Source organism: Mesorhizobium sp. M0145, from assembly GCF_040322355.1.
In the GTDB taxonomy this organism is placed as follows: domain Bacteria; phylum Pseudomonadota; class Alphaproteobacteria; order Rhizobiales; family Rhizobiaceae; genus Mesorhizobium.
Map to the genome: position 1 here is coordinate 24,180 of NZ_JAMYTK010000031.1, position 22,625 is coordinate 46,804.

Consider the following 22,625-nt stretch of genomic DNA (forward strand, 5'->3'; position numbering starts at 1 on the left):
CTCGAATGCGGATTGCAAGGTATTTCGCAGCCAATGGCCAATAAAACGGCGAGACTGTGAGGCACCGCCACGCGCGCCTGTTTCGCCTGATTAAAAGCAACGTACGTCGGCTTCAGCCTGCGCGCGTTTCAGTTCCGTGCGCGCCGCCTTCGCTGGCGCGCTTTCGCGAAACAACCCTGCGGCCTCCCCTGTCGTCAGCGACATGCTTTTGAAGGTCTCCGCCCTCTCATAGTGATCGTAAGGAAGGATCGAGGCGATAACATCGATCGAGCAGGAACAGCTTTCAAGCGCCTGACGTGTCTGGCCATTTGTTTGCATGCAGCCGAGCACGTAGTCGGCAATCGTTGCCGTCGGGTAGTCTCCCGCGGCGCTGGCCAAGTTCGCAAAGGCCAGCGTCGCCGCAAAGGCCACCGGCAAGGTGAGAGATTCAACAGACCTTATCATGAGGAACCTCCAGTTGGCCTGGACACCATGCATCCAGACGGGATCATCGCTCCAATTGGCGACGTGCCGCAAAGCCAGTCAAGCTCCCATGGCCTGCGTATACGACCAAAGGAGGAATGCCCTATCGACCGACAAGAGCCAGCTTCATGACCCCCTGCGCGCCCTCTTTCACGCGTTCATTTCATGCGTCGCTCACTATCGGCAGCCAGCGAGATGCACGCATACTTACTCCGAGGTGCCTCGTAGAATATATCGAAATAAAGTCAAATGTGTATCACCTTGAGAATACGGGAACAATATGGCTGCTATATATGTCGCAGCTGGCGGCCATCCTCTTATTAGTTTTTTACCCGATGCTTATTTTACTTGTTTCTAAATATTGCATCGCACCATAATCGATATTGCAGCGCAACGACGCATTGTAGGTTTTTGCTTGCCTGGTCTTTTACGATGACATAGCTTTTCCCTGTTTCCGGCTTCAAGAGCGCCACCGTCATCAGGGAGCGGCGGCAGTCTTTCGAAGACCAAGGGGGGCGGGCGGTAACGGTGCCCTCTGCTTCGGGGTAGGTCGTGACAGCTGCCGGAAAATAACTTCCCAACATGAATTGCTTGGGCAGGCCCCTGTGGGGCTTGACGGTCGATTCTTCACTGTGAACCCGGGAGGATTTTGGATGCGTGTACTTGCGAAAACTACCTACATACTGACGACCGCGGCGTTTTTATCGCTCGGCGCTGCCTATACGGCTTCGGCCAATGAAGACCTTGCAAAGCTCGCATCGGATGCGAAGAACTGGGCGATGCAGACGGGTGACTACGCCAACACCCGCTATTCCAAACTCAACCAGATCACTGCGGACAATGTGAAGAACCTGCAGGTCAAATGGAGCTTTTCCACCGGCGTGCTGCGTGGTCACGAAGGCGGGCCGCTGATCATCGGCGACGTGATGTATGTCCATACGCCTTTCCCAAACAACGTCTTTGCTCTCGACCTCAAGAATGACGGCAAGATCCTGTGGAAATACGAGCCCAAGCAGGACTCGAACGTCATTCCGATCATGTGCTGCGACACGGTCAATCGCGGTGTCGCCTATGGCGACGGCAAGATCATTCTCAACCAGGCCGACACCACCGTCGTCGCGCTCGATGCCAAGACCGGCAAGGTCGTCTGGTCTGTCAAGAACGGCGACCAGACCGACGGCGGAAAAGGCGAATCCGGCACGTCGGCACCCGTAGTCATCAAGGACAAGGTGCTCGTGGGCGTCTCCGGTGCTGAATTCGGTGTTCGCGGCTGGCTGGCCGCCTACAATCTGAAAGACGGCAAGCTCGCCTGGAAAGCCTATTCGGAAGGTCCTGATGCAGACACCCTTCTCGATCCCGAGAAGACGACTCATCTCGGCAAGCCTGTCGGAAAGGATTCCGGCACGAACACCTGGGAAGGCGAACAGTGGAAGACGGGCGGCGGCACGACATGGGGATGGTATTCCTATGATCCCAAGCTGAACCTGGTTTATTACGGCACTGGCAATCCCTCGACGTGGAATCCGGTCCAGCGCCCAGGCGATAATCGCTGGTCCATGACAATCATGGCTCGCGATGCGGATACCGGTGTTGCCAAATGGCTCTACCAGATGACCCCGCATGATGAGTGGGACTATGACGGCATCAACGAGATGATTCTCGTCGATGGCATGGAAGTCAACGGCGCCAAGCACGACGTGCTGGTGCATTTCGACCGCAACGGCTTTGCCTACACAATGGATCGCGCCACCGGCGAACTTCTCGTCGCCAAAAAATACGATCCGGCAGTGAACTGGGCGACGGAAGTCAACATGGATCCCAAGAGCGACCAGTATGGCCGCCCGCAGGTCGTCGCCAAGTATTCGACCCAGCAGAACGGCGAAGACACCAACTCGACCGGTATCTGCCCGGCCGCGCTTGGAACCAAGGACCAGCAGCCGGCCGCCTACTCGCCGAAGACCGGGTTGTTCTACGTGCCGACCAACCATGTCTGCATGGACTATGAGCCTTACAAAGTGAGCTACACCGCCGGTCAGCCCTATGTGGGCGCCACCGTGTCGATGTATGCGGCGCCCGGCGGTGACGGCAACATGGGCAACTTCATTGCCTGGGATGCAGCCAAGGGTGAGATCGTCTGGTCGAAGCCCGAGCAGTTCTCGGTTTGGTCGGGCGCATTGGCGACAGATGGCGACGTCGTCTTTTACGGTACCCTCGAAGGCTACATCAAGGCGGTCGATAAGGACGGCAAGGAACTTTACAAGTTCAAGACCCCGTCCGGCATCATCGGCAACATCACGACCTATGAGCATGACGGCAAGCAGTACGTCGCCGTTCTGTCCGGCGTCGGTGGATGGGCCGGTATCGGTCTGGCAGGTGGCCTGCTTTCGCCCGATAACGCCGCTGCCTGGCATGGCGCCGTCGATCAGGGCCGTGCGCAGGGCGACGAGACCGCGGTCGTTGGAACCGCTGGTCTGGGTGCCGTCGGCGGTTACGCGGCACTTGCCGACTATACGACGCTGGGTGGTCAGCTCACCGTCTTCGGCCTCCCGGACTGATAACCGGGAAGAGCCTTACGACTAGGTTCGAAAACGAGAGCCCGGGTCACCCGAAGCCGGGAACTGGGCTCTCGATTACGCGCGCACCCAAACACCGATCAATGCCGCTGCACGACGGCAGCCAGTGTCCCTGGCGAATGAAGGAAGAGTCTGAATGATCGTTCGCATTGCAGTTTCCGCTCTCGCCCTGGTCCTGCTGCCTCTGGCCAGCTCAAGTCTGGCACGGGCCGAAGACAGCATGGAAAAAGCCAAGGCGGTGAAGCAAGAAGGAGGCAAATATCTAGATGCGGACGGAAATCCGACCTACAAGATCGAAAACGGAACCGTCGATTGGTACACGTTCAGCGGGTACCGCCGGTATCACTCCGATTGCCATGTCTGTCACGGACAGGACGCAACAGGTTCGAGCTATGCGCCTGCCCTGGTCAATAGTCTGAAAACCATGGATTACGCCACGTTCCTGTCGATCGTCGCCGAGGGCCGCAAGAATGTCGGCGGCGGCAAGGAAAACGTCATGCCTGCCTTTGGCGACAACAAGAACGTCTATTGTTACCTGGACGATCTCTACGTCTATCTGCGCGCGCGCGCCGATGGCGCGGCACCCCGCGGCAGGCCGCCCAAGCACGAAAACAAGGCTCAGGCAGCCAAGGATGCCGAAGCATCCTGCATGGGTGGATGATATGATCGGCTGCACCACATCGAAGCTGCGCGTCGTTCTGCTGATCCTCGGCGCGCTCGCCTTGCTGCCGTCGAACGTTCTGGCGCAAAATGCCGGGCTTGGCGCTGCGGGCGAACTGGTCGATCCCGACATTCTGCGAGTCTGCGCCGATCCCTCGAATATGCCCTTTACCGACAAGAACGGCCAAGGCTTCGAAAACAAGCTGGCTGAACTGGTTGCCAAGAAGACGGGGCGGAAATCAGTCGCTTACACGTGGTTTCCCACTGTCACCGGCTTTGTGCGAAACACGCTGGGGGCCAACCGATGCGACATCATCATGGGCTACGCCCAAGGCGATGAACTGGTGCAGAACACCAACGCCTACTATCGCTCCGCCTATGTGCTCGTATACCCCAAAGGCAACGGCATGGACGGCATCGAGACGATCGAAGACCCGATACTTTCCGGCAAGAGAATCGGCGTCGTCGAAAGCACGCCGCCAACCGCCAACATGGCGGCCAACAAGCTTCTGCGGACCGCCAAGATCTATCCACTCGCGGTGGATACGCGCATCACTCCGTCCATGGGGGAGGTCATGATCAAGGACATGCTCGCCGGCAAGATCGACGCGGCGGTCCTGTGGGGGCCGATGGCAGGTTACTATGCCAGGGAACTCGGAGCCGATGTCACCATTGTTCCGCTGTTGAAGGAAAAAACCGGCTCGCGCATGTCCTACCGCATCACCATGGGCGTACGTCCGTCCGACCAGGAATGGAAACGGACGCTCAACCGGGTGATCAGGGAAAACCAGCCGGAGATCACCAAGCTCCTGCTGGGTTACAATGTGCCGCTGATCGACGAGCACGACAATCCGATCACGCAATAGTTGGGATGGGTCAGGAGGAGGAAAAACCTACGCGATGAACAATTGAAGAGAAGACTACAGCTACTTTCGATAGTTTTGTTTTTCGGCCTTTCAAAACCTTGTGTTTCATTTGTCCATTTGAGAACGTGATGGACGAGCCATTGCTTCGGTGCCCTGCAATGGTTGGCTAACCACCGGATCGGCCCCTTCGGGCTGGTAGAAGAGGAGAAATGTTATGAAGAAGAGCTGGACAAAACCGACCATGTGTCAGGTTGCTGCGGGCTTTGAAATTTCGCGGTATCTGCCTGCTGAAATTACTCCCAAGAAGTAGGCCGCAGAGGTGCGTGTCCCTGGCAACAGGGGCACGCATCCCCTTGCCGCATGGGATTTTCGTGAAAGATTTTGAGGCACGCGAAGCGAGCGGGACGTTTTTCGCGGCTGCAAATTGGCTGCTGGTCAGAGAAGCCGCGGGGCGGGCTTTTTCATGCGCTTGAGAATCATCGGATCGGCAGCCGGCGGTGGCTTTCCGCAATGGAACTGCAATTATCGTCTGAGCCGTGCGGCTCGCACTGGGATGGCTGGCGTGCATTCACGAACCCAATCAAGTGTCGCCGCGTCGGCGGATGGGCTCGGCTGGGTTCTGTTCAACGCGTCACCCGACATTCGCCAGCAGATCGCGGCAACGCCTGAATTGCAGCCCGCGCACGATGCGCCGCTGCGCTCGACGCCCATTCGCGCGGTGGTGCTGACCAATGCCGATGTCGATCATGTGGCCGGCCTGCTCAGCCTGCGTGAGCGGCAGCCTTTCGCTATCTATGCAACGACACAGGTTCTGGCGACGCTGAAGGCGAATTCGATTTTCAATGTCCTCGATCCGGCGCTCGTGCCGCGACGCATCTTGCCGCCGGCGCAAGAACTGTCGATCTGCGACGCAGACGGCCACGACACCGGGGTGGTTGTCGAGAGCTTTCCCGTGCCCGGGAAGATAGCCCTCTATCTCGAAGAAAGAGGCCAGCCGGATGCCAATTTCAGCTCCGATGCCGGCGACACGATCGGCGTCCGTATCGCCGGTGCCGGCAGTCGCGGCTCTATCTTCTACATTCCCGGCTGCGCCCGCATCGATGCGACCCTGCGCACGCGTCTAGCCGATGCCGCATGCCTTCTGTTCGACGGCACGGTCTTCACCGACGACGAGATGATTGCTGCCGGCGTCGGCCAAAAGACCGGTGCGCGCATGGGGCATCTGGCAATGTCGGGAGACGCAGGGTCGATCGCCAGCTTGGCCGATGTGAGGATCGGCCGCCGTGTCTTCGTCCACATCAACAACACCAATCCTGTTCTGGACGAGAATTCTGCCGAGCAGGCAGCAGTCAAAGCGGCTGGTTGGGAAGTGGCCCGCGACGGGATGGAGATGGACCTTTGAGTGATTTCCACGACGCAGCCAGCAACGGCCTGTCCTCAAGCGAGCTCGAAGCCGTGCTGCGGCAGGTCGGTGCCGAGCGCTATCACAACCGCCATCCTTTCCATCACAGGATGACCAGCGGTGCGCTGTCGAGGACGGAGATGCAGGCCTGGGCGCTGAACCGCTATTGCTATCAGGCTGTCATTCCGCGCAAGGACGCCATGATCCTCGCGCATGCCGAGGATCCAGCGTTTCGCGCCGCCTGGCGCAAACGCATCGAGGATCATGACGGCGAGGACGGCTGGAGCGGCGGTATTGCGCGCTGGTTGCACCTGGCGACCTCGCTCGGTCTCGATGCGGACGCGGTGAAGAGCGAGAGGCTGGCCCTGCCGGCGACACGTTTTGCGGTTGGCGCTTACCTCTCCTTTTGCACGAACCGGACCCTGCTGGAGGCGGTCGCGTCGTCGCTGACCGAGATGTTCTCGCCGCTCATCATCGGCGAGCGGGTACCCGCGATGCTGGCCAGATACGATTATATCACCGGGGACACGCTGGCCTATTTCACCCGACGGCCCGAACAGGCCTCGCGCGACGCCGACTTCGCGCTCGCCTATGTGCTCGAACATGCCGACACGGCGGAACGTCAGCAGCAGGTGATCGATGCACTGGTGTTCAAATGCGATATACTCTGGGCCATGCTCGACGCGCTTCAACACGCCTATGGCGAGCGGGGCAATATCCCGCCCGGCGCCTTCCGTCCGGAGGCAGCCCAATGATGGCACTGCGCGAAAGAGCCATGGTGTCGCTGCAGTCGGTTCCATCGCTGCCGAAGCACGTGCGCATACAGTATGACCCCGTGCGCCAGGCGTTAGCCGTGCTGTCGCCCGAAAAGGTGTTCTGGCCAAACGACATCAGCCTCGACATATTGCGCCGCTGCGATGGGCGGTCCACGGTCGGCCACATCATTGCTGGCCTTGCCGCAGATTATGATGCCGAACAGGAGGCTGTGGCAGCCGATGTCGTCGCCTTCCTGCAGGAATGGTCGGACAAGCTGCTGGTCAAGATATGAGCGAGCCCCCTCTCCCCCCGATCGGCATGCTGGCGGAACTGACGCATCGCTGCCCGCTGCAATGCCCCTATTGCTCCAATCCGCTCGAATTGCTGAAGGCTAATCGCGAACTCGACACGCAGAGCTGGCTCGACCTATTCTCGCAGGCCGCCGATCTTGGCGTTCTCCAGGTCCATCTGTCCGGCGGTGAACCGACGCTGCGTCGCGATCTCGAGCAATTGATCGCCGGGCTTTCGGCGCGCGGCGTCTACACCAACCTGATCACCGCCGGTGTCGGCATTGCGGATGGCCGCATCGAGGCATTTGCCGAAGCCGGGCTCGACCATCTGCAACTGAGCTTTCAAGGTGCACGGCCGGCGACCACCGAGCGCATCGGCAATCACAGGGGCAGCCACGAAAAGAAGCTGGAAACGGCACGCCGCACTCGCGCGGCCGGCTTGCCGCTTACCATCAACGCGCCGATCCATCGCCACAACATCGAGGAGGTACCGGAATTCATCGATCTGGCCCTTTCGCTGGGTGCGGAGCGTCTCGAGATCGCCAACGTGCAGTACGCCGGCTGGGCGCTGACCAATCGCGATCAACTGATGCCCGAGCGTGCTGCCGTCGACCGCCAGGCGGAGATCGTCGCGGCGGCGCGCGAACGGCTCACCGGCATCATGAACATCGATTTCGTCACGCCGGATTATTTCGCCATCTATCCCAAGCCGTGCATGGGCGGCTGGGCGCGCGACGCCTTCATGGTGACGCCAGACGGCACCGTACTGCCATGCCATGCCGCCCAGACCATACCGTCGCTCGGCTTCGAGCGTTTTGGATCACGCAGCCTGGCCGCGATCTGGACCGATTCCCCGGCATTTAATGCCTTTCGAGGCACGGACTGGATGCAGGAGCCCTGCCGCAACTGTGAGCGGCGCGAGATCGACTGGGGCGGCTGTCGCTGCCAGGCGATGGCAATCGCCGGCGATGCCGCCGCGACGGACCCGGCTTGCGCGAAATCGCCGATCCATGCGCGCATGGCAATGCTGATCGACGAGGCCCAGCGCGCTGCGACGGTTCCTTCGAAGGACGAACCATTCGTCTACCGGCGCATCGGCGTCGTCACCGAGCCCGCCTGATTGCCGACCTATTCCTACGGCCTACCCTCGTGAAAGCCGTTCGGCATGCCACGTCATATGGTCATGCATGAATGTCGAAATGAAAAAATAGGAGTGATCGTATTCGTCCTGCATCCGCAATTTCAACGGAATGCCTGCCTTGGAGCAGGCGTCTTCGAGCAGCCAAGGCCTGAGGCCCTCCTGGAGGAAACCGTCTGACGTTCCCTGATCGACCAGGAATTCCGGGAAACGGTGTCCGTCCTCGATGAGCGAAGTGGCATCGTAGCGCCGCCACGAGGCCTCATCCAGGCCGAGATATTTTTCGAAAGCCGGCTTCGACCAGCCGGCTGTGCTTGGCTGCACGATCGGCGCAAAGGCCGAGCAACTTCTGAAACGCGCGGGATTGTTCAGTGCGATCGTCAGCGCGCCATGCCCGCCCATCGAATGGCCGAAGATCGACTGGCGCGCCATATCGGCGGGAAATTCGCGCCCGATGACGGCTGGCAGCTCCTCGACGATATAGGAATACATGCGATAGTTCTTGGCATACGGCTCTTGCGTCGCGTCGAGGTAGAAACCGGCGCCGCTGCCGAACTGCCAATTGTCCTTTTCATCCGGAATGTCGGCACCACGCGGGCTGGTGTCGGGACAGACAACGATCAAGCCAAGTTCGGCGGCAATACGTCTGTATTCGCCTTTTTCCATTACATTCGCATGGGTGCAGCTGAGCCCGGAGAGGTACCACACCACGGGGCAACGGCTTTCCCGTGCCTGCGGAGGCACGAAAATGGCAAACGTCATTTCGCACGAGCAGCTCGTCGAAAGATGAGAGTAAACATGCTGGGCGCCGCCATGCGACTTGGCAGTCGAGACGAGTTTCGGGTGCTCTGGCATATATTCTTCTCCACCAATTGCCGCCGACCGTAGGCTCTACGACATCAAGGGTGATCGCGGCAACCTTGGTGGGCCGGCTGGCGCGCGGCGCTCTTGATCGGAGCCGGGATGGCCTGCCTTCGCCGACCGTCTTGGCGCAGCAAGGCGCGAGAGGCCACTCGCTGGCGCAGCGTTGCCCAGCAAGCCATACGGGCCAGGCTGGGCGATTGTTGGCGATGCTGGCTATAACAAGGACGCACTCACTGCGCAGGCATCGGCGATGCTTCCGGGACGCCGAACTCTGCGCAAATGCACTTGCCCTGGCTTTCAGTGGCGACAGCCGCTTCGACGCGGCTATGGCGGACGAGCACGCACGCGTCATCGCGTGGGCTCGCAGCAAGCGCGCCAGGGTACCGAGCAAGAACTTGTGAGCCGACGGCTATTCCCGACCGTCGAAAGCCACGGACAGGCCCAGGGCCTAGAAATAGCCGAGTATGGATTTTACCTCGAGATACTCCAACATGCCCTCGATCCCATATTCGCGTCCGTTTCCGGACTGCTTGAAACCGCCAAACGGGGCGTGCGGATCCCAGGCCGGGTAGTTGAGATGCACCTGACCGGAGCGGATCCGCGAGGCCACGTCCCTGACGGCGTCCACATCCTGGCCCTGCACATGGGCCCCCAGACCGTAGACCGTGTCGTTGGCGATGGTGACGGCCTCCTCGATTGTGTCGTAGGGGATGATGCAGAGAACTGGCCCGAAGACCTCTTCCTGGGCAATGCGCATGGTCGTGCGCACGTCGGAAAAGATGGTCGGCCTCACATAGAACCCGACGTTCAGATCGTGCGCACGGCCCGGTCCGCCGGTGAGAAGCCTGGCGCCCTCAGAAATGCCGACGCCGATCATGGTTTGGATGCGGTCGAATTGGGCACGGTTTGCGATTGCACCATGAGTTGTGGCTTCGCAAAGCGGATCGCCAATGACGATCTGGGCTGCGGCCCTTTTGGCGATTGCCTCGATCTCGGAGAGCAGCGAGCGTGGCACGATCATGCGCGTCGGGGCGCTGCATGACTGGCCGAGATTGCGGAAGGCGGCGGCTACGCCCAGAGAAACGGCGCGATCGAGATCTGCGTCCGGCAGGATCACGTTCGGCGACTTGCCGCCCAGCTCCTGCGCGACACGCTTGACCGTCGTCGCTGCCGCCTGGGCCACCGCAATGCCCGCGCGGGTGGACCCGGTAATGGAGATCATGTCGACATCCGGATGGGAGGCGAGACCCATACCCACGCCTGGACCATCACCTTGCAGGAGGTTGAAAACCCCGGCAGGGAAGCCGGCTTCCTCGATTGCCTCGGCGAACAGCAGGGCGTCCAAGGGAGAAAGCTCACTCGGCTTCAGCACGACCGTGCAGCCTGCAGCGAGCGCCGGCGAAACCTTGGCGGTGATCTGGTAAAGTGGCCAGTTCCACGGAGTGATCAAGGCACAGACACCGATCGGTTCGTGGGTGACGGCGGTTTGCCCCCGTTGTTTGACGAAGCGAAAGTCTGTCAGCACATCGCGAGCGACCTTAACATGCGTGATCGCCAGCGGCACCTGGGCGCTGCGCGCATAGCCGATCGCCGCGCCCATTTCGAGGCTCAGGCATTGAGCCAGCAGTTCGCCGCGCGCCTCGAGCAGCGCTTGCAGGCGATCGAGCAGACCCGCGCGGTCTTCTGGCGTGGTCCGACTCCAGGAGGCGAATGCCCTGCGAGCCGCTGCAACGGCCGCGTCAACGTCCTCGCCATTTCCAAGCGGAAACTGGCTCACAACCTCTTCTGTGGCGGGATTGACGACGACGCCCGTCGCGGTGCCGCTCGGCTCAACCCATTGACCGTCGAAGAAGAACTTGTCCAGGTGGCCGTTGCGGGCCAGGTGTTCGAGGGGCGTCATCACCCTACAAGGTCCTTCATGCGGTAATAGGCGCCGAGAATCGGCAGGAACCAGGGGCGCCCGAAATAACCGGGGATCGCTGGCCAGTCGAAATCCTTCCAGGGATTGAGCTCGGGGCGCCCGTCCATGACGTCGGCCATGATGGTGCCCATCAACGTCGACATCTGGGTCCCGTGTCCGCTATAGCCCACCGAGTAATAGATGCCATCGCGCTCTCCGGCGCGCGGCAGGCGATCGCGGGTCATATCGACCATGCCGCCCCAGCAGTAGTCGATGCGGGTGCCGGCCAGTTCCGGAAAGACCTCGACCATCGCCGCCTTGAGTATCCGGCCGCTTTTTTCGTCGGATTGAGGGTTGGACACGGCAAAGCGCGCCCTCCCGCCGAACAGAAGGCGATTGTCCGGCGTGAGCCGCCAGTAGACAACGAGATTGCGCGTGTCGACGACCATGCGCCCAGTCGGCATGAGACGCCTAAGGTGGTCGGGCGACAGCGGCTCGGTCACGATCAGAAATGCGCCGACCGGGATCATGCGCCGGCGGATCCAGCCGAGCGGGCCAACCTGGGAAATGCCGCTTGCCAACAGGACCTGCCGCGCGACGATCTTGCCCTTTGGCGTCGTTACCTCATGCCCGCCTGAAACCTTGCGCATCGCCATGACGGGCGAGCGTTCATGGACCTCTGCGCCACGCCGGGCAGCGGCGGTCGCGAGGCCCCGGACGAACCGGCCGACATGCATGCCCGCGCTCTTGGGAAAGAGCAGCCCGCCATGGTAGCGGTTGGTGCCGACTTCGGTTCGCAGGTCCTCGCGCGCGATCATCCTGGTGTCGGGATCGACATTGGCAGCCAGTAGTTCCTGGCTGCGCGCCAGCATGGCGTAGTGCTCGGGCTTGGCGGCAAGCTTGAGCTTGCCGACGCGGGAGAAGCTGCAGTCGATCTTCTCTTCCTGCACCAGCCGCTCGACCATATCGACGCCGGCGTCAAAAGCCTTGTAGAGCGCATTTGCGGCCGGCTTGCCGTGCTTGCCAGCCATGATTGCATAGTTCTGGGCAAAGCCGTTGTTGCACATGCCGCCATTGCGGCCGGACGCGGCATTGCCGATCGTTTCGGCCTCCAACAGGGCAACCCGGGCGCCCTTTTTGGCAAGGGCCAGCGCGGCGGAGGAGCCGGTCAAGCCGCCGCCCACAATCGCCACGTCGTAGTGGCCTTCGAGCGGTTTGGACGACCCTTCATTGAACGGCTGAGACGTATCCAGCCAGTAAGAGGTAAACTTCATTTTCTTGACCACCAGTGTTGATTTGAGTGGGGCGACATCCGAGCGTAGTCGCGCGCCTACCAGCCGCGCATCCGCTCCCAACGCGCTTCAATCTTGGGGCTGTCCCCGTTGACGACGCTGTAGAAATCATGCTGGGCGGCCATCGCACACGCATGGTTGGGCAGAATGCGGACCCGAGTCCCGAGCGGCAACTCGGGCATGGACTTTCCAGAGCCGGCACGAATGGCGAGAATACCATGTTCCTGGCTGGCCTGGGCCACGATCACATCTTCAAGCACCCGCCCCTTTTCGTCGCAGACTACGCCGTAACCCTGGTCGATCTGCTGGTTTGCGGTTCCCCGGTCCCGCGAAAGCGCCATCCATCCAGCGTCAACCAGCACCCATCCCTTTTCCGGCTTGGACCCGATCACCGTGGCCAATACGGAAATCGCGATGTCGTCGAGTTCGCACACCCCAACGCCGTGCTGGACCAGGTCGAAGAACATGTAGACCCCGGCGCGCAGCTCCGTGACCCCCTCAAGATTGCTGGCGAAATGCGCTGTCGGCGTCGAGCCGACGCTGACGATCGGGCAGGCATGGCCATGGGCGCGCAGGATTTCAGCCGCGCGCACCGTGGCTGAACGCTCGTTCTCGCCTGCCTTGACCAGCGCATCGGGCGTGTTCAAGCCATAGGATTCGCCTGCATGGGCGAGAACGCCGACGAGTTTGGCACTGGCCGCGACGACACTGCCGGCCACGTCAAGCAACTTCGGGTCGTCCGGCCTCAAACCACCGCGATGGTCATCGCAGTCCAGTTCGATGAAAACAGATGGGGTCATACCGGTGTTTTCGCGGACGCTGGCCAGGGCATCGGCCTGCCCGACCGAATCGAGCAACAGCTTCACATCAGCGCCGGTGCGGCGACAAAGCTCCATGGCCCGCGTGGCCGAGGCCGGCGAAATGCCGACCGCGTAGGTCATGTCTCGAAAGCCATGGCCCGCGAAATACTCCGCCTCGGCGATGGTCGAGACCGTGATCGGACCGCGTTCGCGATGGAACGCGCATCGGGCGACATCGATGCTCTTGGCCGTCTTCATATGCGGGCGCAGCACCACGCCAAGCTTCCTGGCGCGCTCAGCCAGACCCTTGATGTTGTGCTCGAGCCGGCCACGGTCTAGAAGCAGCGTCGGGGTGACCAAGGCGTCGATCGTCCTAGCCGTCTCGCTCACCGCCAAGCTTGCCGCCAGCTTATTCATAGTCTCGTTTCCTAAGTGAACGACTGGTTTGCCAACGCATACATATGGGCTGGCCCCTCGGCGACGGGTCGTTGTCCTTTGACCATGGCGGTCGCACTGCCGGACCGCTGCAGGCCAAGGCTCGCAAGCCAGTCGCCCAATCCATCCTCGGCATAGACGTCGATGCGAACGAATTGATTGTGAAGCTTCGAAAGCTGGGCCAGGATCAGAAGCCGCGCGTCGTGGTCGCTCTCGGCTGCACAAGGGCCGACGACATAGCCGCGGCCAAACCTCCTCGCGACAGCGTAGCCTGCAATCCGTCCCCTGCGCTCAATGACCAATGCGTTGCCCACATCGGCGAGCGCAGCCACCATCGGCAGCCGGGGCATGCCCGTGGCCCGTTCGTCGAAGGCCTGGATTGCCGCGAGGTCAGAGGCTGTCGCTTGACGGATGTCGTCGCGGGTACTCCGCGTCACGGCGACAGCCAGCGAGCCCTGGTGCTGAAGCACCGTGCTCCATGCAGTGAAGCCGCGTCGCTTGTAGAGCGCCAGCCCCTCTTCGGTTGAGTTGAGCAGCAGGTTGCGACCGTGTGTCGCCTCAAGCAATCCATCAAAGAGCCGGGCGCCGTTGCCACCGCCTTGCGCGGAGCCAGTAACTATGATCATCCCGACCGAGGCATAGGACTGTCCGTAATTCCAGGACATGGCCGTGCCAATCACCTGTCCTGCCCGCTCAAGGACCAGGCCATTGCCGACCATCAGGGCAAATTCCCAATCCTCCTGACGGTAGGGCCAGGCCATCTCCTGCGACAGCTTCAGTGCGCCCGGCAAATGGCGGGTTTCCAATTTCATCAGCTCGATCGGGGCGCTGACGATATCTCTGTCATGCTCAAAGGCCATAAGGTGCAACGCTGTCAGTTGATCCAGAGTCGGATTGAAGTCGGATCTTAGAGTCGCGCCCGGCGGACAGATTTCGCTGCTGTTTTGCCCCTTCAAATCAGCGGTATTATTCGTTTTATGCAGTTCCTCGGCATGCCAAATCGTGCAGATCGGGCGAGGAATACCTGGCACCTTGAATCGCCGCTTCGTGGTTGCCCGATCGGCGATGCCCAGGAGGAATTTTGGATGATCTACATCAGCGAAGAGGAGTCAGCCGCCCTCGTCACGCATGAACTTGCTTTCGAGGCGGCGCGCGAGGCTCTCGTGGCGGCAGCATCGCGGCAGAGCTGGGTCTTTCCGGCTGTTCTCGGGCGCACACAGGAGGTGACCAATACCTTCTCAATCAAATCCGGTTCGTCGGGCGAGCTGACCGGCGTGAAAATTGGCTCCTTCTGGTCGGGCAACCCGGCACGTGGCCTTCCCCGCCACAACTCGACCATCGTGCTGCTCGATCAGCACACAGGTCGGCTCGGCGCCGTAGTCGAGGCCGGGAAGGTCAACGCCTACAGGACGGCCGCCGCCGACGCGGTTGCGGCCGATCTTCTTGCGCGCAAGCAAGCCAAGGTTCTGGCGATCTTCGGGGCCGGCAACCAGGCGAGCTTCGAAGTGATGGCGCTGGCACGCATCCGCCCAGTCGAAACCGTGCTGGTCGTGGCCCGGCCTTCGCCGCGGCGCGACGCTTTTGTCGATCAGATCGGCGAAAGGGGACTGAAGGCGTGCGCTGCCTTGCCGGAAGAAGCCGTGCGCGCGGCCGACATCGTGGTGACGGCGACACCCGCACGCGAACCGCTGTTCGATGCCGCTTGGGTGGGACCCGGAACCCATATCGTCAGCATCGGGTCGGATGCTCGGGGTAAACGCGAATTGCCGAGCGAGTTATTTCCCAAGGCACGTCTGTTTTGTGATCTGCTTTCCCAGTCCGTCCAGATCGGCGAGTTCCAATACGTGCGCGACGAAATCGACGCCGGCGTGCTCGCGGTAACACCAATCGGCGACGTTATTGAAAGGCGTGCGCTCGGCCGCCGCTTCGACAATGAGATCACGGTCTTCGACAGTTCCGGCATCTCCCTGCAGGACCTCTACATGGCCGACGCGCTGATCCGCGCAAAGGCGTCCCACCGCTGATCAGTTTCGCACCAGGCCCCAGTCCCGACGGATTTTTCGGCACTCTCCGGCAACAAGGTGACCCCGCGCGATCCTGCAGTCGTGTCAGCGGCGGGCGCGCCAAAGGGTTGCCCGCATGAACCACGGATCGCCCCCGATGTCGGCGACTAGCGTCTGGCGCGCCAGAAGGCGAGACGGTCCTGCAACCGATAGCCCTGGATAATCGCCGGCATGAACCACGGATTGCCACGATAGAGCGGGACGGCCGAAGGCGGTCGAAAGTCGAACGCAGTGCGCGACTGCTCGCCATGCCCCATCAACTTGTGGGCCGCACGCATGCCAATCCATGGCGCCCAGACCACGCCCGAACCGCAGAAGCCAGTTGCATAGACCACGCCGTCCTTCTCGAAGATGCGGGGCAGCATGTCTCGGTTCATCGCCACATTGCCGAACCAGCAATGCGAAAGGCGCACGTTCTCCAACTCCGGGAAAAGGTTCACCAGGCCCTTGCGAAGGAGAAGTTTCGGCGCCGCCGGATCGCCGACGCGGGAACTGTCACGGCCCCCCAGCAGGATACGTTTTCCGTCGGGCGAGGGACGATAATAGAAACCGAGTTGCCGGTTCTCGGAGATCGTCATCAGCTTCGGCATCAGCCGCGCGATGATATCGGGCGCAAGTTCTTCGGTCACGATGATCCGGCTGCGGACCGGAACGAGGCGGCGGCGCAGGAAGGGAGCGGCGCCGTCGGTATAGCCGTTGGTACAGACCAGAACCTGCCGTGCATCCACCGTCCCTGCCGAAGTCGCGACACGGAAGCCCGAACCGTTCCTCTCGATCGACTTAACCACTGTATGCGAATGGACCGTCAACCCGGATGCGAGCGCCACCCGCAGGAGCTCAGCATGGAATTTTGCGGGGTGCAGCCCGCCAATGTCCATCCGAACGGTTCCGCCGCGGTAGAAGTCGGTGCCGATATAATTTCGCTGCTCGGCATGCGGAACCGCGTAGGACTCGATCCCCAGTTTCTTCGCCAGCGTCTCGGCGCCGCGCGCCATCTTCTCATACTGTTCATATCCGAAAGCGCCTTTGAATTGGCCAACCAGTCGGAAGTCGCAGTCGAGCCCTTCGGTCTTGATGAAGTCGTAGAGGAAATCGCGTGCGACCTTGCCCTCGGCCTCGATCGCCATGGCCTTCTCTTCCCCGAAGCGCCGGGTGATCGTGGCATAGTCCGGCCGGATGGTCCCGCTCGTAATCCCGCCGTTGCGGGTGGAAGCACCCTCGCCCGGATTCATCGCATCAAAGGCTGCGACCGAGCGTCCTTCGCGCGCCAGCGCAAGCCCGGCCGAAAGCCCGGCATAACCGGCGCCGACAATTGCCACGTCAAGGTTCTTTGCGACCGGCTGTCGCGGCCGCGGCATGACGGGCGCTGCTTCCCACCAGTAGGGTGTGTTCTTGTCGGCGATATGAGGCTCTTGCACGTGGCTGACTTCTCGCTGCATTGCAGGGGTAATCTACGGTCGGTGAAACTTTCAGATGTGGTCGTCTCGGACGTCGAGCGCATCACGCAGCCCGTCACCGATGAAATTGAAACTGGTTACCGCGATGGTGATTGCAGCTCCGGGAATGATTGCCAGCCAAGGTGCGCTGCCCAGATATTGCTGGGCGCCATTGAGCATGTTGCCCCAGCTGGGCAGTGGCGGCTGGATCCCGTAGCCGAGGAAACTGATGTAGGCTTCCATGAGAATGGCGCGCGCGACCGTCAAGGTGGAAGCGACGATAATCGGCCCCATGGCGTTGGGCAGTATCTCGCGGAACATGATGTGGGTGCCGCTCAATCCCAGCATTCGCCCGGCTAGGACGAACTCGCGTTCGCGTAACGAGCGGACTTCCGCTTCGACTATGCGGGCAACCTCCATCCAACTGGTGAGGGCGATAATGACGGTGATCATCACAGGACTGGGCTTCAGTGCGGCAGCCAGCGCCAGCAGCAGAAAGATCGATGGGAATGACAGGAATCCATCGACCGTGCGCATCAGCGTGGCCCCGACCCAGCCGCCGCGATAGCCGGCAATTACGCCGACCAGGGTGCCGATGAGTGTCGACAAAACCATGGCAAAGAAACCCACCAGCAGCGAGATTCGTCCCGCCATGAAAAGCCTTGCCGCCACGTCGCGGCCAAGCGGATCGGTACCTAGAAAGTGGTAGCCCGTCAGCGGAGGGGCAAAGCGGGCCCGCAGATCGATATACAGTGAGTCATAAGGCAGGAGATGGGGGCCGAGGACGCAAGCGAGGCTCAGGAAGATGATCATCGCCAGCCCGAGCAGCGCCAAGCGATGACGCATGAAACGACGTGCCGCGCGGTTGTTTCTCCATCGGCTTGGAGCTGCATTTGCGGTGAAAGCGGTCATATCGGCTGTCTCCTGTCGGGGAAGTTGCGCGCTCAAGCGAGACGAATGCGCGGATCGACAATAGCGACGACAATGTCGGCGATCAGGTTTCCAAGCAGAACGAGGATGGCGGAGAACATCAGCAGCCCCATCACAACCGGATAGTCGCTGTAACCAAGGCTATCGAGGAACAACCGTCCCATTCCTGGCCAGGTAAAGACGGTTTCGGTCACGAGCGCGCCAGTGAGGACACTGGGAAGCTGCATCCCGGCCAAGGTAATCATCGGCAAAAGTGCGTTGCCGACGACATGCTTCATCAGAATCCGGCGTTCACTCAACCCCTTGGCCCGAGCCGTCTTGACGAAGTCCTGGCTAATGGCGTCGAGAGTGGCCGTCCGCATGTAGCGGCTCCAGATCGCGACATGGACCAGCGACAGCACGATACTTGGCAGGATCAGATGGTGGAGGTACCCCAGGATCGAGGCATCGCCGATCTCGGACATATTACCCGCAGGCAGCCAACCCAACTTGAGGGAAAAGACGTAGATGCCGACGAGTCCGAACCAGAAGGTGGGGACCGACAGCGCAACCATCGCCCCGACAGTTGCAAGATAATCGAACAGCGAGTAGCGGCGCGTGGCGCCTCGGATTCCAATCCAGGCGCCAATGGAGATCGCAATTGCGGTTGAGGACCCCATCAGCAGCAGCGTGGCAAAGAGATGGCTGCCGATCACCTCCAATACCGGCGCTCCGTCGCGGAAGGAGTGACCCCAGTCGCCCCGCACCAGTCGCCATGCCCAGTCCAGATATTGGATCCATATGGGTCGATCGAGGCCCAGCAGCCCCTTGAGACGCTCGATATCCTGCTGGGTCATTCCGGGATCGAGCCCGAATTGCGCCAGCGGGCCGCCGGGAAGGAGGTTCAGAATGCCGAAGCCGATGATCGAAACGATCACAAGCAGCACCAGGCTCTGCGAGAGGCGATTTAGCAGGAAGCCGCGCATTCGAGTCCCTCCATTGTGGGTTGATGATTTTAGTCTGTTGCCGCCGCCGCGGCGGAATCGGCGGGGCGGCGGCAACTGCGTGGATTAGGCCTTCCACTGCCAGGCTGCGGCATCCCACGACGCGGTGCGGGTGTTGGCGTTGGGCTCGAAGCCGTCCAACCCCTTCTTGCGCCCGAGGACGATTGTGTACGCGAACAGCGGCAGGAAGGGCAGATCATGGCGCACCACTTCCTGCACGCGATTATAGATCCCGCGTCGTTCTTCCGGATCGAAGCTGCGAGCGCCCTTTTCGAGCAGGGCATCGACCTCAGGGTTGGAATATTGCCCGGTGTTCGAACCGTGTCCGCCTTGAGCGGCGATTGCCTTCGTATGGAGCCGGTTTGTGGCGTCGGGGTCCGCGGCAATCAGATAGGTGACGCCCACCATGGCGGTGTCGAATTGCGACTTCAGCCAGAACTCGCCCCACATAACTGCAGCCGGCAAATTCGAGATCGTCATCTCGACGCCGATCTCGGCAAACGTCTGCTGCAGGAACTGCTGCGTCTGCTCGCGGAGGTTGTTGCCAGAAGTTGTCGAGTTGGAGAAGGACAGTCGCACCCCATCCTTGGCGCGGATTCCATCCTGCCCCGGCGCCCAGCCGGCCTCATCAAGGATTTGGCGCGCCCGGTCCAGATTGAACTCCTGAACCGGCAGGTTCGGGTCGTAGTAGTAGGACTCCTTCGGCATGAAGGTCTCGGTGAGGGTGCCCACGCCGTAATAGATCGTGTCGACGATCGCTTTCCTGTCCAAGGCGGCGTAGAGCGCCTGGCGCACTGCCAACTCCTTGAACTGCGGGCGGCCCAAATTGAGGTAGATCGACTCCAGGGATGACCCGGTCTCAAGTGTCACCACGCGGTCTGCTAGTTCGCGGGCTTCAGTATAATGGTCGGCGGTGATGTACGACTGATCGACCAGGTCCACGTCGCCGCTCTTGAATTGCGTGTAGAGCACCGTCATGTCGGGGATGTATTTGAAGATGAGCTGCTCGACATAGGGGCCTTCGCCCGCGTACTCAGGATTGGCGACGAGCTCGATGTGATCACCTGCGACGCGCTGGCTCCATTTGAATGCGCCGGTGCCGACCGGCGCCTGGTTGAAGGCGGCTGTATTCGGATCGGCCTCTTTCTCCAGAATGTGCTTGGGCACGATGAACGTTTCGGCCAAGAACGAAAGATAGGGCGCAAAAGCCTCCTTCATCCGCCATGTGATCTCGGTGGGCGAAACCACTGTGATGTCCTGCACGAGCGAATGGCCGCTCGTGCGCCAAGCGCGAAACTTCGGGTTCGTGATGAGTTCAAGGGTGAATTTCACGTCCTCGGCCGTGAAGGGCTCACCGTCGTGCCAGCGGGCATTGTCACGCAACCGGATGCGCCAGTTGAGACCGTCCTCCGAAATGCCGCCGTTCTTTTGGCTTGGCACCTCGGCTGCGAGGTTTGGATGTAGGCCACCTTGGGGATCCATGCGGACCAGCGCGTCGAAAACCGAAAAATGGACCGCGTCATCGACTTCGATATGCGCCATCAGCGGATTGAACACGGTCGGCTCTTGGGAGAGGCCGACGATGACGCGACCGGCCGGGCCTGCAGGAGGGGTCTTGGCGAAGGCGGGCTTGCCCAACAGATTGGGCGCGATGAGGCCTGCAACCCCACCTATCGCCATCAGTCGCAACGCTTCGCGCCTCGAGTAGTTGGACGTAGTCGATGAATTTTTGGTCATGGTAGTTCCTCTCTTGTTATTTCTTATGCGTTTGCTGCTACTGGACGGGCATTGCCCGGCCGCTCTCCTGGAATTGCCGCTACCAGTTGGCGCGTGTAGGCTGCTTGCGGGTTCAGGAATATTTGCGAGGGCGGTCCGCGCTCGACGATCCGGCCCTTCTGCATCACCGCGATTTCGTCGCAGATCTGGCTGGCAACGCGCAGGTCGTGCGTGATGAAGACCATCGACACGCCCGTCTCGCGCTGGATCTGGTCCAGAAGCTGCAGGATCTGCGCCTGGATCGACACGTCTAGTGCGGAGACCGCCTCGTCGGCAATCAACAGCTTCGGCTTGAACATCAGCGCACGAGCGATGCCGATGCGCTGGCGTTGCCCACCCGAGAACTCGTGCGGGTAGCGGCCAAAAGCGCCGGCATCGAGACCGACATGGGCCAGAAGCGCACGCGCTTCATCGCGCGCTTGGATATACGGCATCCCGTGCGCCATCGGGCCTACAGTCATGATGTGGCCGACGGTTGAGCGTGGGTTCAGAGAAGCGAAGGGATCCTGGAAGATCATCTGGATCCGCGGTCGAAGCGGGCGGAACTTCGCTTCGGAAAGCTTGGCTATGTCACAGCCCTCGAACAAGATCCCGCCGCCGTCACTGTCCAGCAGCTTGATCAGGAGTCGGCCCAGCGAGGATTTTCCCGAACCGCTCTCGCCTACGACCCCCAGCGTGCGGCCGGGCGCCAGTTCGAACGACACCTCGTTGACCGCTGTCACAACTCGTTGCGCGCCGAACAGCGCGCTGCCGCCGCGATAGGTCTTCACCAGACCCTCAACCTTCAGGATCGGCTCCTTGCTGGCAGCCTCCGGACGAGGGCGATCTTCGCCGGTCAAATGCGGTACGGCAGCAATCAGGCGCTGGGTATAAGAGTGCTTGGGCGACTTCAGCACCTGTTCGGCGCTGCCCTGTTCGACGACATTGCCCTTTTCCATCACCACGACGCTGTCGGCGATCTCGGCCACCACGCCGAAATCGTGGGTGATGAACATCACGCTCATGCCCTTCCGCCGCTGAATGTCACGGATCAGTTGCAGGATCTGAGCCTGGGTGGTGACGTCGAGCGCGGTGGTTGGTTCATCCGCAATCAGCACCGTCGGCTCGAGCGCCAACGCCATGGCGATCATGACGCGCTGCCGCTGCCCGCCCGAAAGCCGGAAAGGGTACTGGTGATACATGAGTTCGGGATCTGGCAGGCCTACTTCAGTGAGCAGCCCGATAGCGCGTTTTCGACAGATTTGTGGCGTGCCGAAGCCATGCGCTGCCATGACCTCGTCAATCTGCGCGCCCACCGTCATCAGGGGATTGAGCGCCGAGAGCGGGTCCTGAAAGATCATTGACACGACCCGTCCACGCAGGTTGCGCAGCTTGTCGGGCGACATGCCGATGATGTTCATCCCCTCCAGCTGGATTATTCCCGATGAGAGGCGGATCACCTTGGGCAGTAGCCCCATGATCGCGTTCGCCGTGACCGACTTACCCGATCCGGACTCGCCTATGATGCAGAGTATCTGGCCGCGTTTCAGATCGAAGGAAATGTCCTTGACAGCATGGGTCCGTTCCATGCCTTGCGGCAAATTCACCGTGAGGTCGCGCACCGAAAGCGCCACATCGTGGGGGGCTACAGCCTGGATGCTTGCGACCATCGAGATCACCTCCCCTTTCAACCGAGCGCGTCCACCCTGTTGCGGACCGCTTCATCGCCCTTTGAGCAGAAGCGCCTCACCGTAGCGGCCGTAGCCTGGCCTTCTCGGCGCTTCGCGCGCTGAGGCTGCGAGAGACGGGTTCTGCTCATCCTGGCGGTTCCCTTATGAAATCCGGTCCGTGTACCGGACCCTGTTCCCTTTTTTTCTTGGAGAACTCTCCGAAGGGGCAAGCCCTGCCTATCGAATGTCCTCTGGAGCCTGCCTGCCATAAGGAAGGGTTGCTCCGTTCTTCCAGCCAGTTTGACTGTTCTGTTTCCGCAGAGTCTTCGAAACTTGGCCCTCGCGCGGCA

19 protein-coding genes are annotated in these 22,625 nt (G+C 61.1%); 8 read left to right on the forward strand and 11 right to left on the reverse strand.

The window, feature by feature from the left end; genetic code table 11:
- Positions 1-90: 90 nt before the first annotated feature.
- A complete protein-coding gene (locus tag NKJ28_RS28950) occupies positions 91-444 on the reverse strand; it encodes a hypothetical protein (protein WP_502899115.1) in 354 nt (117 codons plus the stop codon).
- A gap of 671 nt (positions 445-1,115) precedes the next feature.
- Here NKJ28_RS28950 and NKJ28_RS28955 point away from each other — a divergent pair.
- The 7 genes from NKJ28_RS28955 to pqqE all read left to right on the forward strand — a co-directional run bounded on the left by NKJ28_RS28955 (position 1,116) and on the right by pqqE (position 8,129).
- Positions 1,116-3,017 (forward strand): methanol/ethanol family PQQ-dependent dehydrogenase, encoded by a 1,902-nt coding sequence (locus tag NKJ28_RS28955; protein WP_352455603.1) that lies wholly within the window; start codon positions 1,116-1,118, stop codon positions 3,015-3,017.
- A gap of 154 nt (positions 3,018-3,171) precedes the next feature.
- The gene (locus NKJ28_RS28960; protein WP_352622911.1) at positions 3,172-3,696 is read left to right on the forward strand and encodes a c-type cytochrome, methanol metabolism-related; all 525 of its coding nucleotides are present in this window, start codon (positions 3,172-3,174) and stop codon (positions 3,694-3,696) included.
- 1 nt (position 3,697) lies between these two features.
- Positions 3,698-4,561: a substrate-binding domain-containing protein gene (locus tag NKJ28_RS28965; RefSeq protein ID WP_352637995.1), complete on the forward strand. Its 864-nt coding sequence runs from the start codon at positions 3,698-3,700 to the stop codon at positions 4,559-4,561.
- A gap of 463 nt (positions 4,562-5,024) precedes the next feature.
- Complete coding sequence (gene pqqB / locus NKJ28_RS28970; protein ID WP_352637997.1) at positions 5,025-5,963, forward strand: pyrroloquinoline quinone biosynthesis protein PqqB; 939 nt, start codon at positions 5,025-5,027, stop codon at positions 5,961-5,963.
- Positions 5,960-6,718: a pyrroloquinoline-quinone synthase PqqC gene (pqqC, locus tag NKJ28_RS28975; protein ID WP_352637999.1), complete on the forward strand. Its 759-nt coding sequence runs from the start codon at positions 5,960-5,962 to the stop codon at positions 6,716-6,718. The genes pqqB and pqqC overlap by 4 nt, the downstream gene beginning before the upstream one ends.
- Positions 6,715-7,011 carry a pyrroloquinoline quinone biosynthesis peptide chaperone PqqD gene (gene pqqD, locus NKJ28_RS28980; protein WP_352638000.1) on the forward strand — a complete coding sequence of 99 codons (297 nt, stop codon included), beginning with the start codon at positions 6,715-6,717 and terminating at the stop codon, positions 7,009-7,011. Before pqqC ends, pqqD begins: the two co-directional genes overlap by 4 nt.
- Positions 7,008-8,129 carry a pyrroloquinoline quinone biosynthesis protein PqqE gene (gene pqqE / locus NKJ28_RS28985; RefSeq protein WP_352620316.1) on the forward strand — a complete coding sequence of 374 codons (1,122 nt, stop codon included), beginning with the start codon at positions 7,008-7,010 and terminating at the stop codon, positions 8,127-8,129. The genes pqqD and pqqE overlap by 4 nt, the downstream gene beginning before the upstream one ends.
- 21 nt (positions 8,130-8,150) lie before the next feature.
- Here pqqE and fghA read toward each other — a convergent pair whose 3' ends face one another.
- The 5 genes from fghA to NKJ28_RS29010 form a co-directional block, all read right to left on the reverse strand.
- Positions 8,151-9,002 carry an S-formylglutathione hydrolase gene (fghA, locus tag NKJ28_RS28990; RefSeq protein WP_352450659.1) on the reverse strand — a complete coding sequence of 284 codons (852 nt, stop codon included), beginning with the start codon at positions 9,000-9,002 and terminating at the stop codon, positions 8,151-8,153.
- Between the two features lie 457 nt (positions 9,003-9,459).
- Positions 9,460-10,914 carry an aldehyde dehydrogenase family protein gene (locus NKJ28_RS28995; protein WP_352638002.1) on the reverse strand — a complete coding sequence of 485 codons (1,455 nt, stop codon included), beginning with the start codon at positions 10,912-10,914 and terminating at the stop codon, positions 9,460-9,462.
- Positions 10,911-12,185, reverse strand: coding sequence for an NAD(P)/FAD-dependent oxidoreductase (locus NKJ28_RS29000; RefSeq protein ID WP_352638003.1), 1,275 nt, complete (start codon positions 12,183-12,185; stop codon positions 10,911-10,913). The genes NKJ28_RS28995 and NKJ28_RS29000 overlap by 4 nt, the downstream gene beginning before the upstream one ends.
- A 56-nt stretch (positions 12,186-12,241) precedes the next feature.
- Positions 12,242-13,420, reverse strand: a complete 1,179-nt coding sequence (locus tag NKJ28_RS29005) for an alanine racemase (protein WP_352638005.1) — start codon at positions 13,418-13,420, stop codon at positions 12,242-12,244.
- A gap of 11 nt (positions 13,421-13,431) precedes the next feature.
- Positions 13,432-14,469, reverse strand: coding sequence for a GNAT family N-acetyltransferase (locus tag NKJ28_RS29010; RefSeq protein WP_352638007.1), 1,038 nt, complete (start codon positions 14,467-14,469; stop codon positions 13,432-13,434).
- 54 nt (positions 14,470-14,523) lie between these two features.
- Here NKJ28_RS29010 and NKJ28_RS29015 point away from each other — a divergent pair, with 54 nt between their 5' ends.
- Positions 14,524-15,462 carry an ornithine cyclodeaminase family protein gene (locus NKJ28_RS29015; protein ID WP_352638033.1) on the forward strand — a complete coding sequence of 313 codons (939 nt, stop codon included), beginning with the start codon at positions 14,524-14,526 and terminating at the stop codon, positions 15,460-15,462.
- Positions 15,463-15,608: 146 nt separating this feature from the next.
- On the opposite strand, the gene NKJ28_RS29020 is transcribed toward NKJ28_RS29015, so the two are convergent.
- From NKJ28_RS29020 to NKJ28_RS29040, 5 genes are all read right to left on the reverse strand, one after another.
- Positions 15,609-16,940, reverse strand: coding sequence for an NAD(P)/FAD-dependent oxidoreductase (locus NKJ28_RS29020; RefSeq protein ID WP_502899112.1), 1,332 nt, complete (start codon positions 16,938-16,940; stop codon positions 15,609-15,611).
- Positions 16,941-16,970: 30 nt separating this feature from the next.
- A complete protein-coding gene (locus tag NKJ28_RS29025; RefSeq protein ID WP_352638010.1) occupies positions 16,971-17,849 on the reverse strand; it encodes an ABC transporter permease in 879 nt (292 codons plus the stop codon).
- 32 nt (positions 17,850-17,881) lie between these two features.
- Positions 17,882-18,832 (reverse strand): ABC transporter permease, encoded by a 951-nt coding sequence (locus tag NKJ28_RS29030; protein ID WP_023678808.1) that lies wholly within the window; start codon positions 18,830-18,832, stop codon positions 17,882-17,884.
- A gap of 84 nt (positions 18,833-18,916) precedes the next feature.
- The gene (locus tag NKJ28_RS29035) at positions 18,917-20,587 is read right to left on the reverse strand and encodes a peptide ABC transporter substrate-binding protein (RefSeq protein ID WP_352638011.1); all 1,671 of its coding nucleotides are present in this window, start codon (positions 20,585-20,587) and stop codon (positions 18,917-18,919) included.
- Between the two features lie 23 nt (positions 20,588-20,610).
- Complete coding sequence (locus tag NKJ28_RS29040; protein ID WP_352638034.1) at positions 20,611-22,275, reverse strand: ABC transporter ATP-binding protein; 1,665 nt, start codon at positions 22,273-22,275, stop codon at positions 20,611-20,613.
- Positions 22,276-22,625 lie beyond the last annotated feature (350 nt).

Bases quoted from the DNA above. Each gene is read 5' to 3' on its own strand.
- NKJ28_RS29000 (WP_352638003.1), bottom strand. From the start codon at position 12,185: ATGAAGTTTACCTCTTACTGGCTGGATACGTCTCAGCCGTTCAATGAA.
- NKJ28_RS28965 (WP_352637995.1), top strand. From the start codon at position 3,698: ATGATCGGCTGCACCACATCGAAGCTGCGCGTCGTTCTGCTGATCCTC.
- NKJ28_RS29030 (WP_023678808.1), bottom strand. From the start codon at position 18,832: ATGCGCGGCTTCCTGCTAAATCGCCTCTCGCAGAGCCTGGTGCTGCTT.
- NKJ28_RS28960 (WP_352622911.1), top strand. From the start codon at position 3,172: ATGATCGTTCGCATTGCAGTTTCCGCTCTCGCCCTGGTCCTGCTGCCT.
- pqqD (WP_352638000.1), top strand. From the start codon at position 6,715: ATGATGGCACTGCGCGAAAGAGCCATGGTGTCGCTGCAGTCGGTTCCA.
- NKJ28_RS28955 (WP_352455603.1), top strand. From the start codon at position 1,116: ATGCGTGTACTTGCGAAAACTACCTACATACTGACGACCGCGGCGTTT.
- NKJ28_RS29040 (WP_352638034.1), bottom strand. From the start codon at position 22,275: ATGGTCGCAAGCATCCAGGCTGTAGCCCCCCACGATGTGGCGCTTTCG.
- fghA (WP_352450659.1), bottom strand. From the start codon at position 9,002: ATGCCAGAGCACCCGAAACTCGTCTCGACTGCCAAGTCGCATGGCGGC.
- pqqB (WP_352637997.1), top strand. From the start codon at position 5,025: ATGCGCTTGAGAATCATCGGATCGGCAGCCGGCGGTGGCTTTCCGCAA.
- NKJ28_RS29020 (WP_502899112.1), bottom strand. From the start codon at position 16,940: ATGCAGCGAGAAGTCAGCCACGTGCAAGAGCCTCATATCGCCGACAAG.
- NKJ28_RS29025 (WP_352638010.1), bottom strand. From the start codon at position 17,849: ATGACCGCTTTCACCGCAAATGCAGCTCCAAGCCGATGGAGAAACAAC.
- NKJ28_RS28950 (WP_502899115.1), bottom strand. From the start codon at position 444: ATGATAAGGTCTGTTGAATCTCTCACCTTGCCGGTGGCCTTTGCGGCG.
- pqqE (WP_352620316.1), top strand. From the start codon at position 7,008: ATGAGCGAGCCCCCTCTCCCCCCGATCGGCATGCTGGCGGAACTGACG.
- NKJ28_RS29035 (WP_352638011.1), bottom strand. From the start codon at position 20,587: ATGACCAAAAATTCATCGACTACGTCCAACTACTCGAGGCGCGAAGCG.
- NKJ28_RS29015 (WP_352638033.1), top strand. From the start codon at position 14,524: ATGATCTACATCAGCGAAGAGGAGTCAGCCGCCCTCGTCACGCATGAA.
- NKJ28_RS29005 (WP_352638005.1), bottom strand. From the start codon at position 13,420: ATGAATAAGCTGGCGGCAAGCTTGGCGGTGAGCGAGACGGCTAGGACG.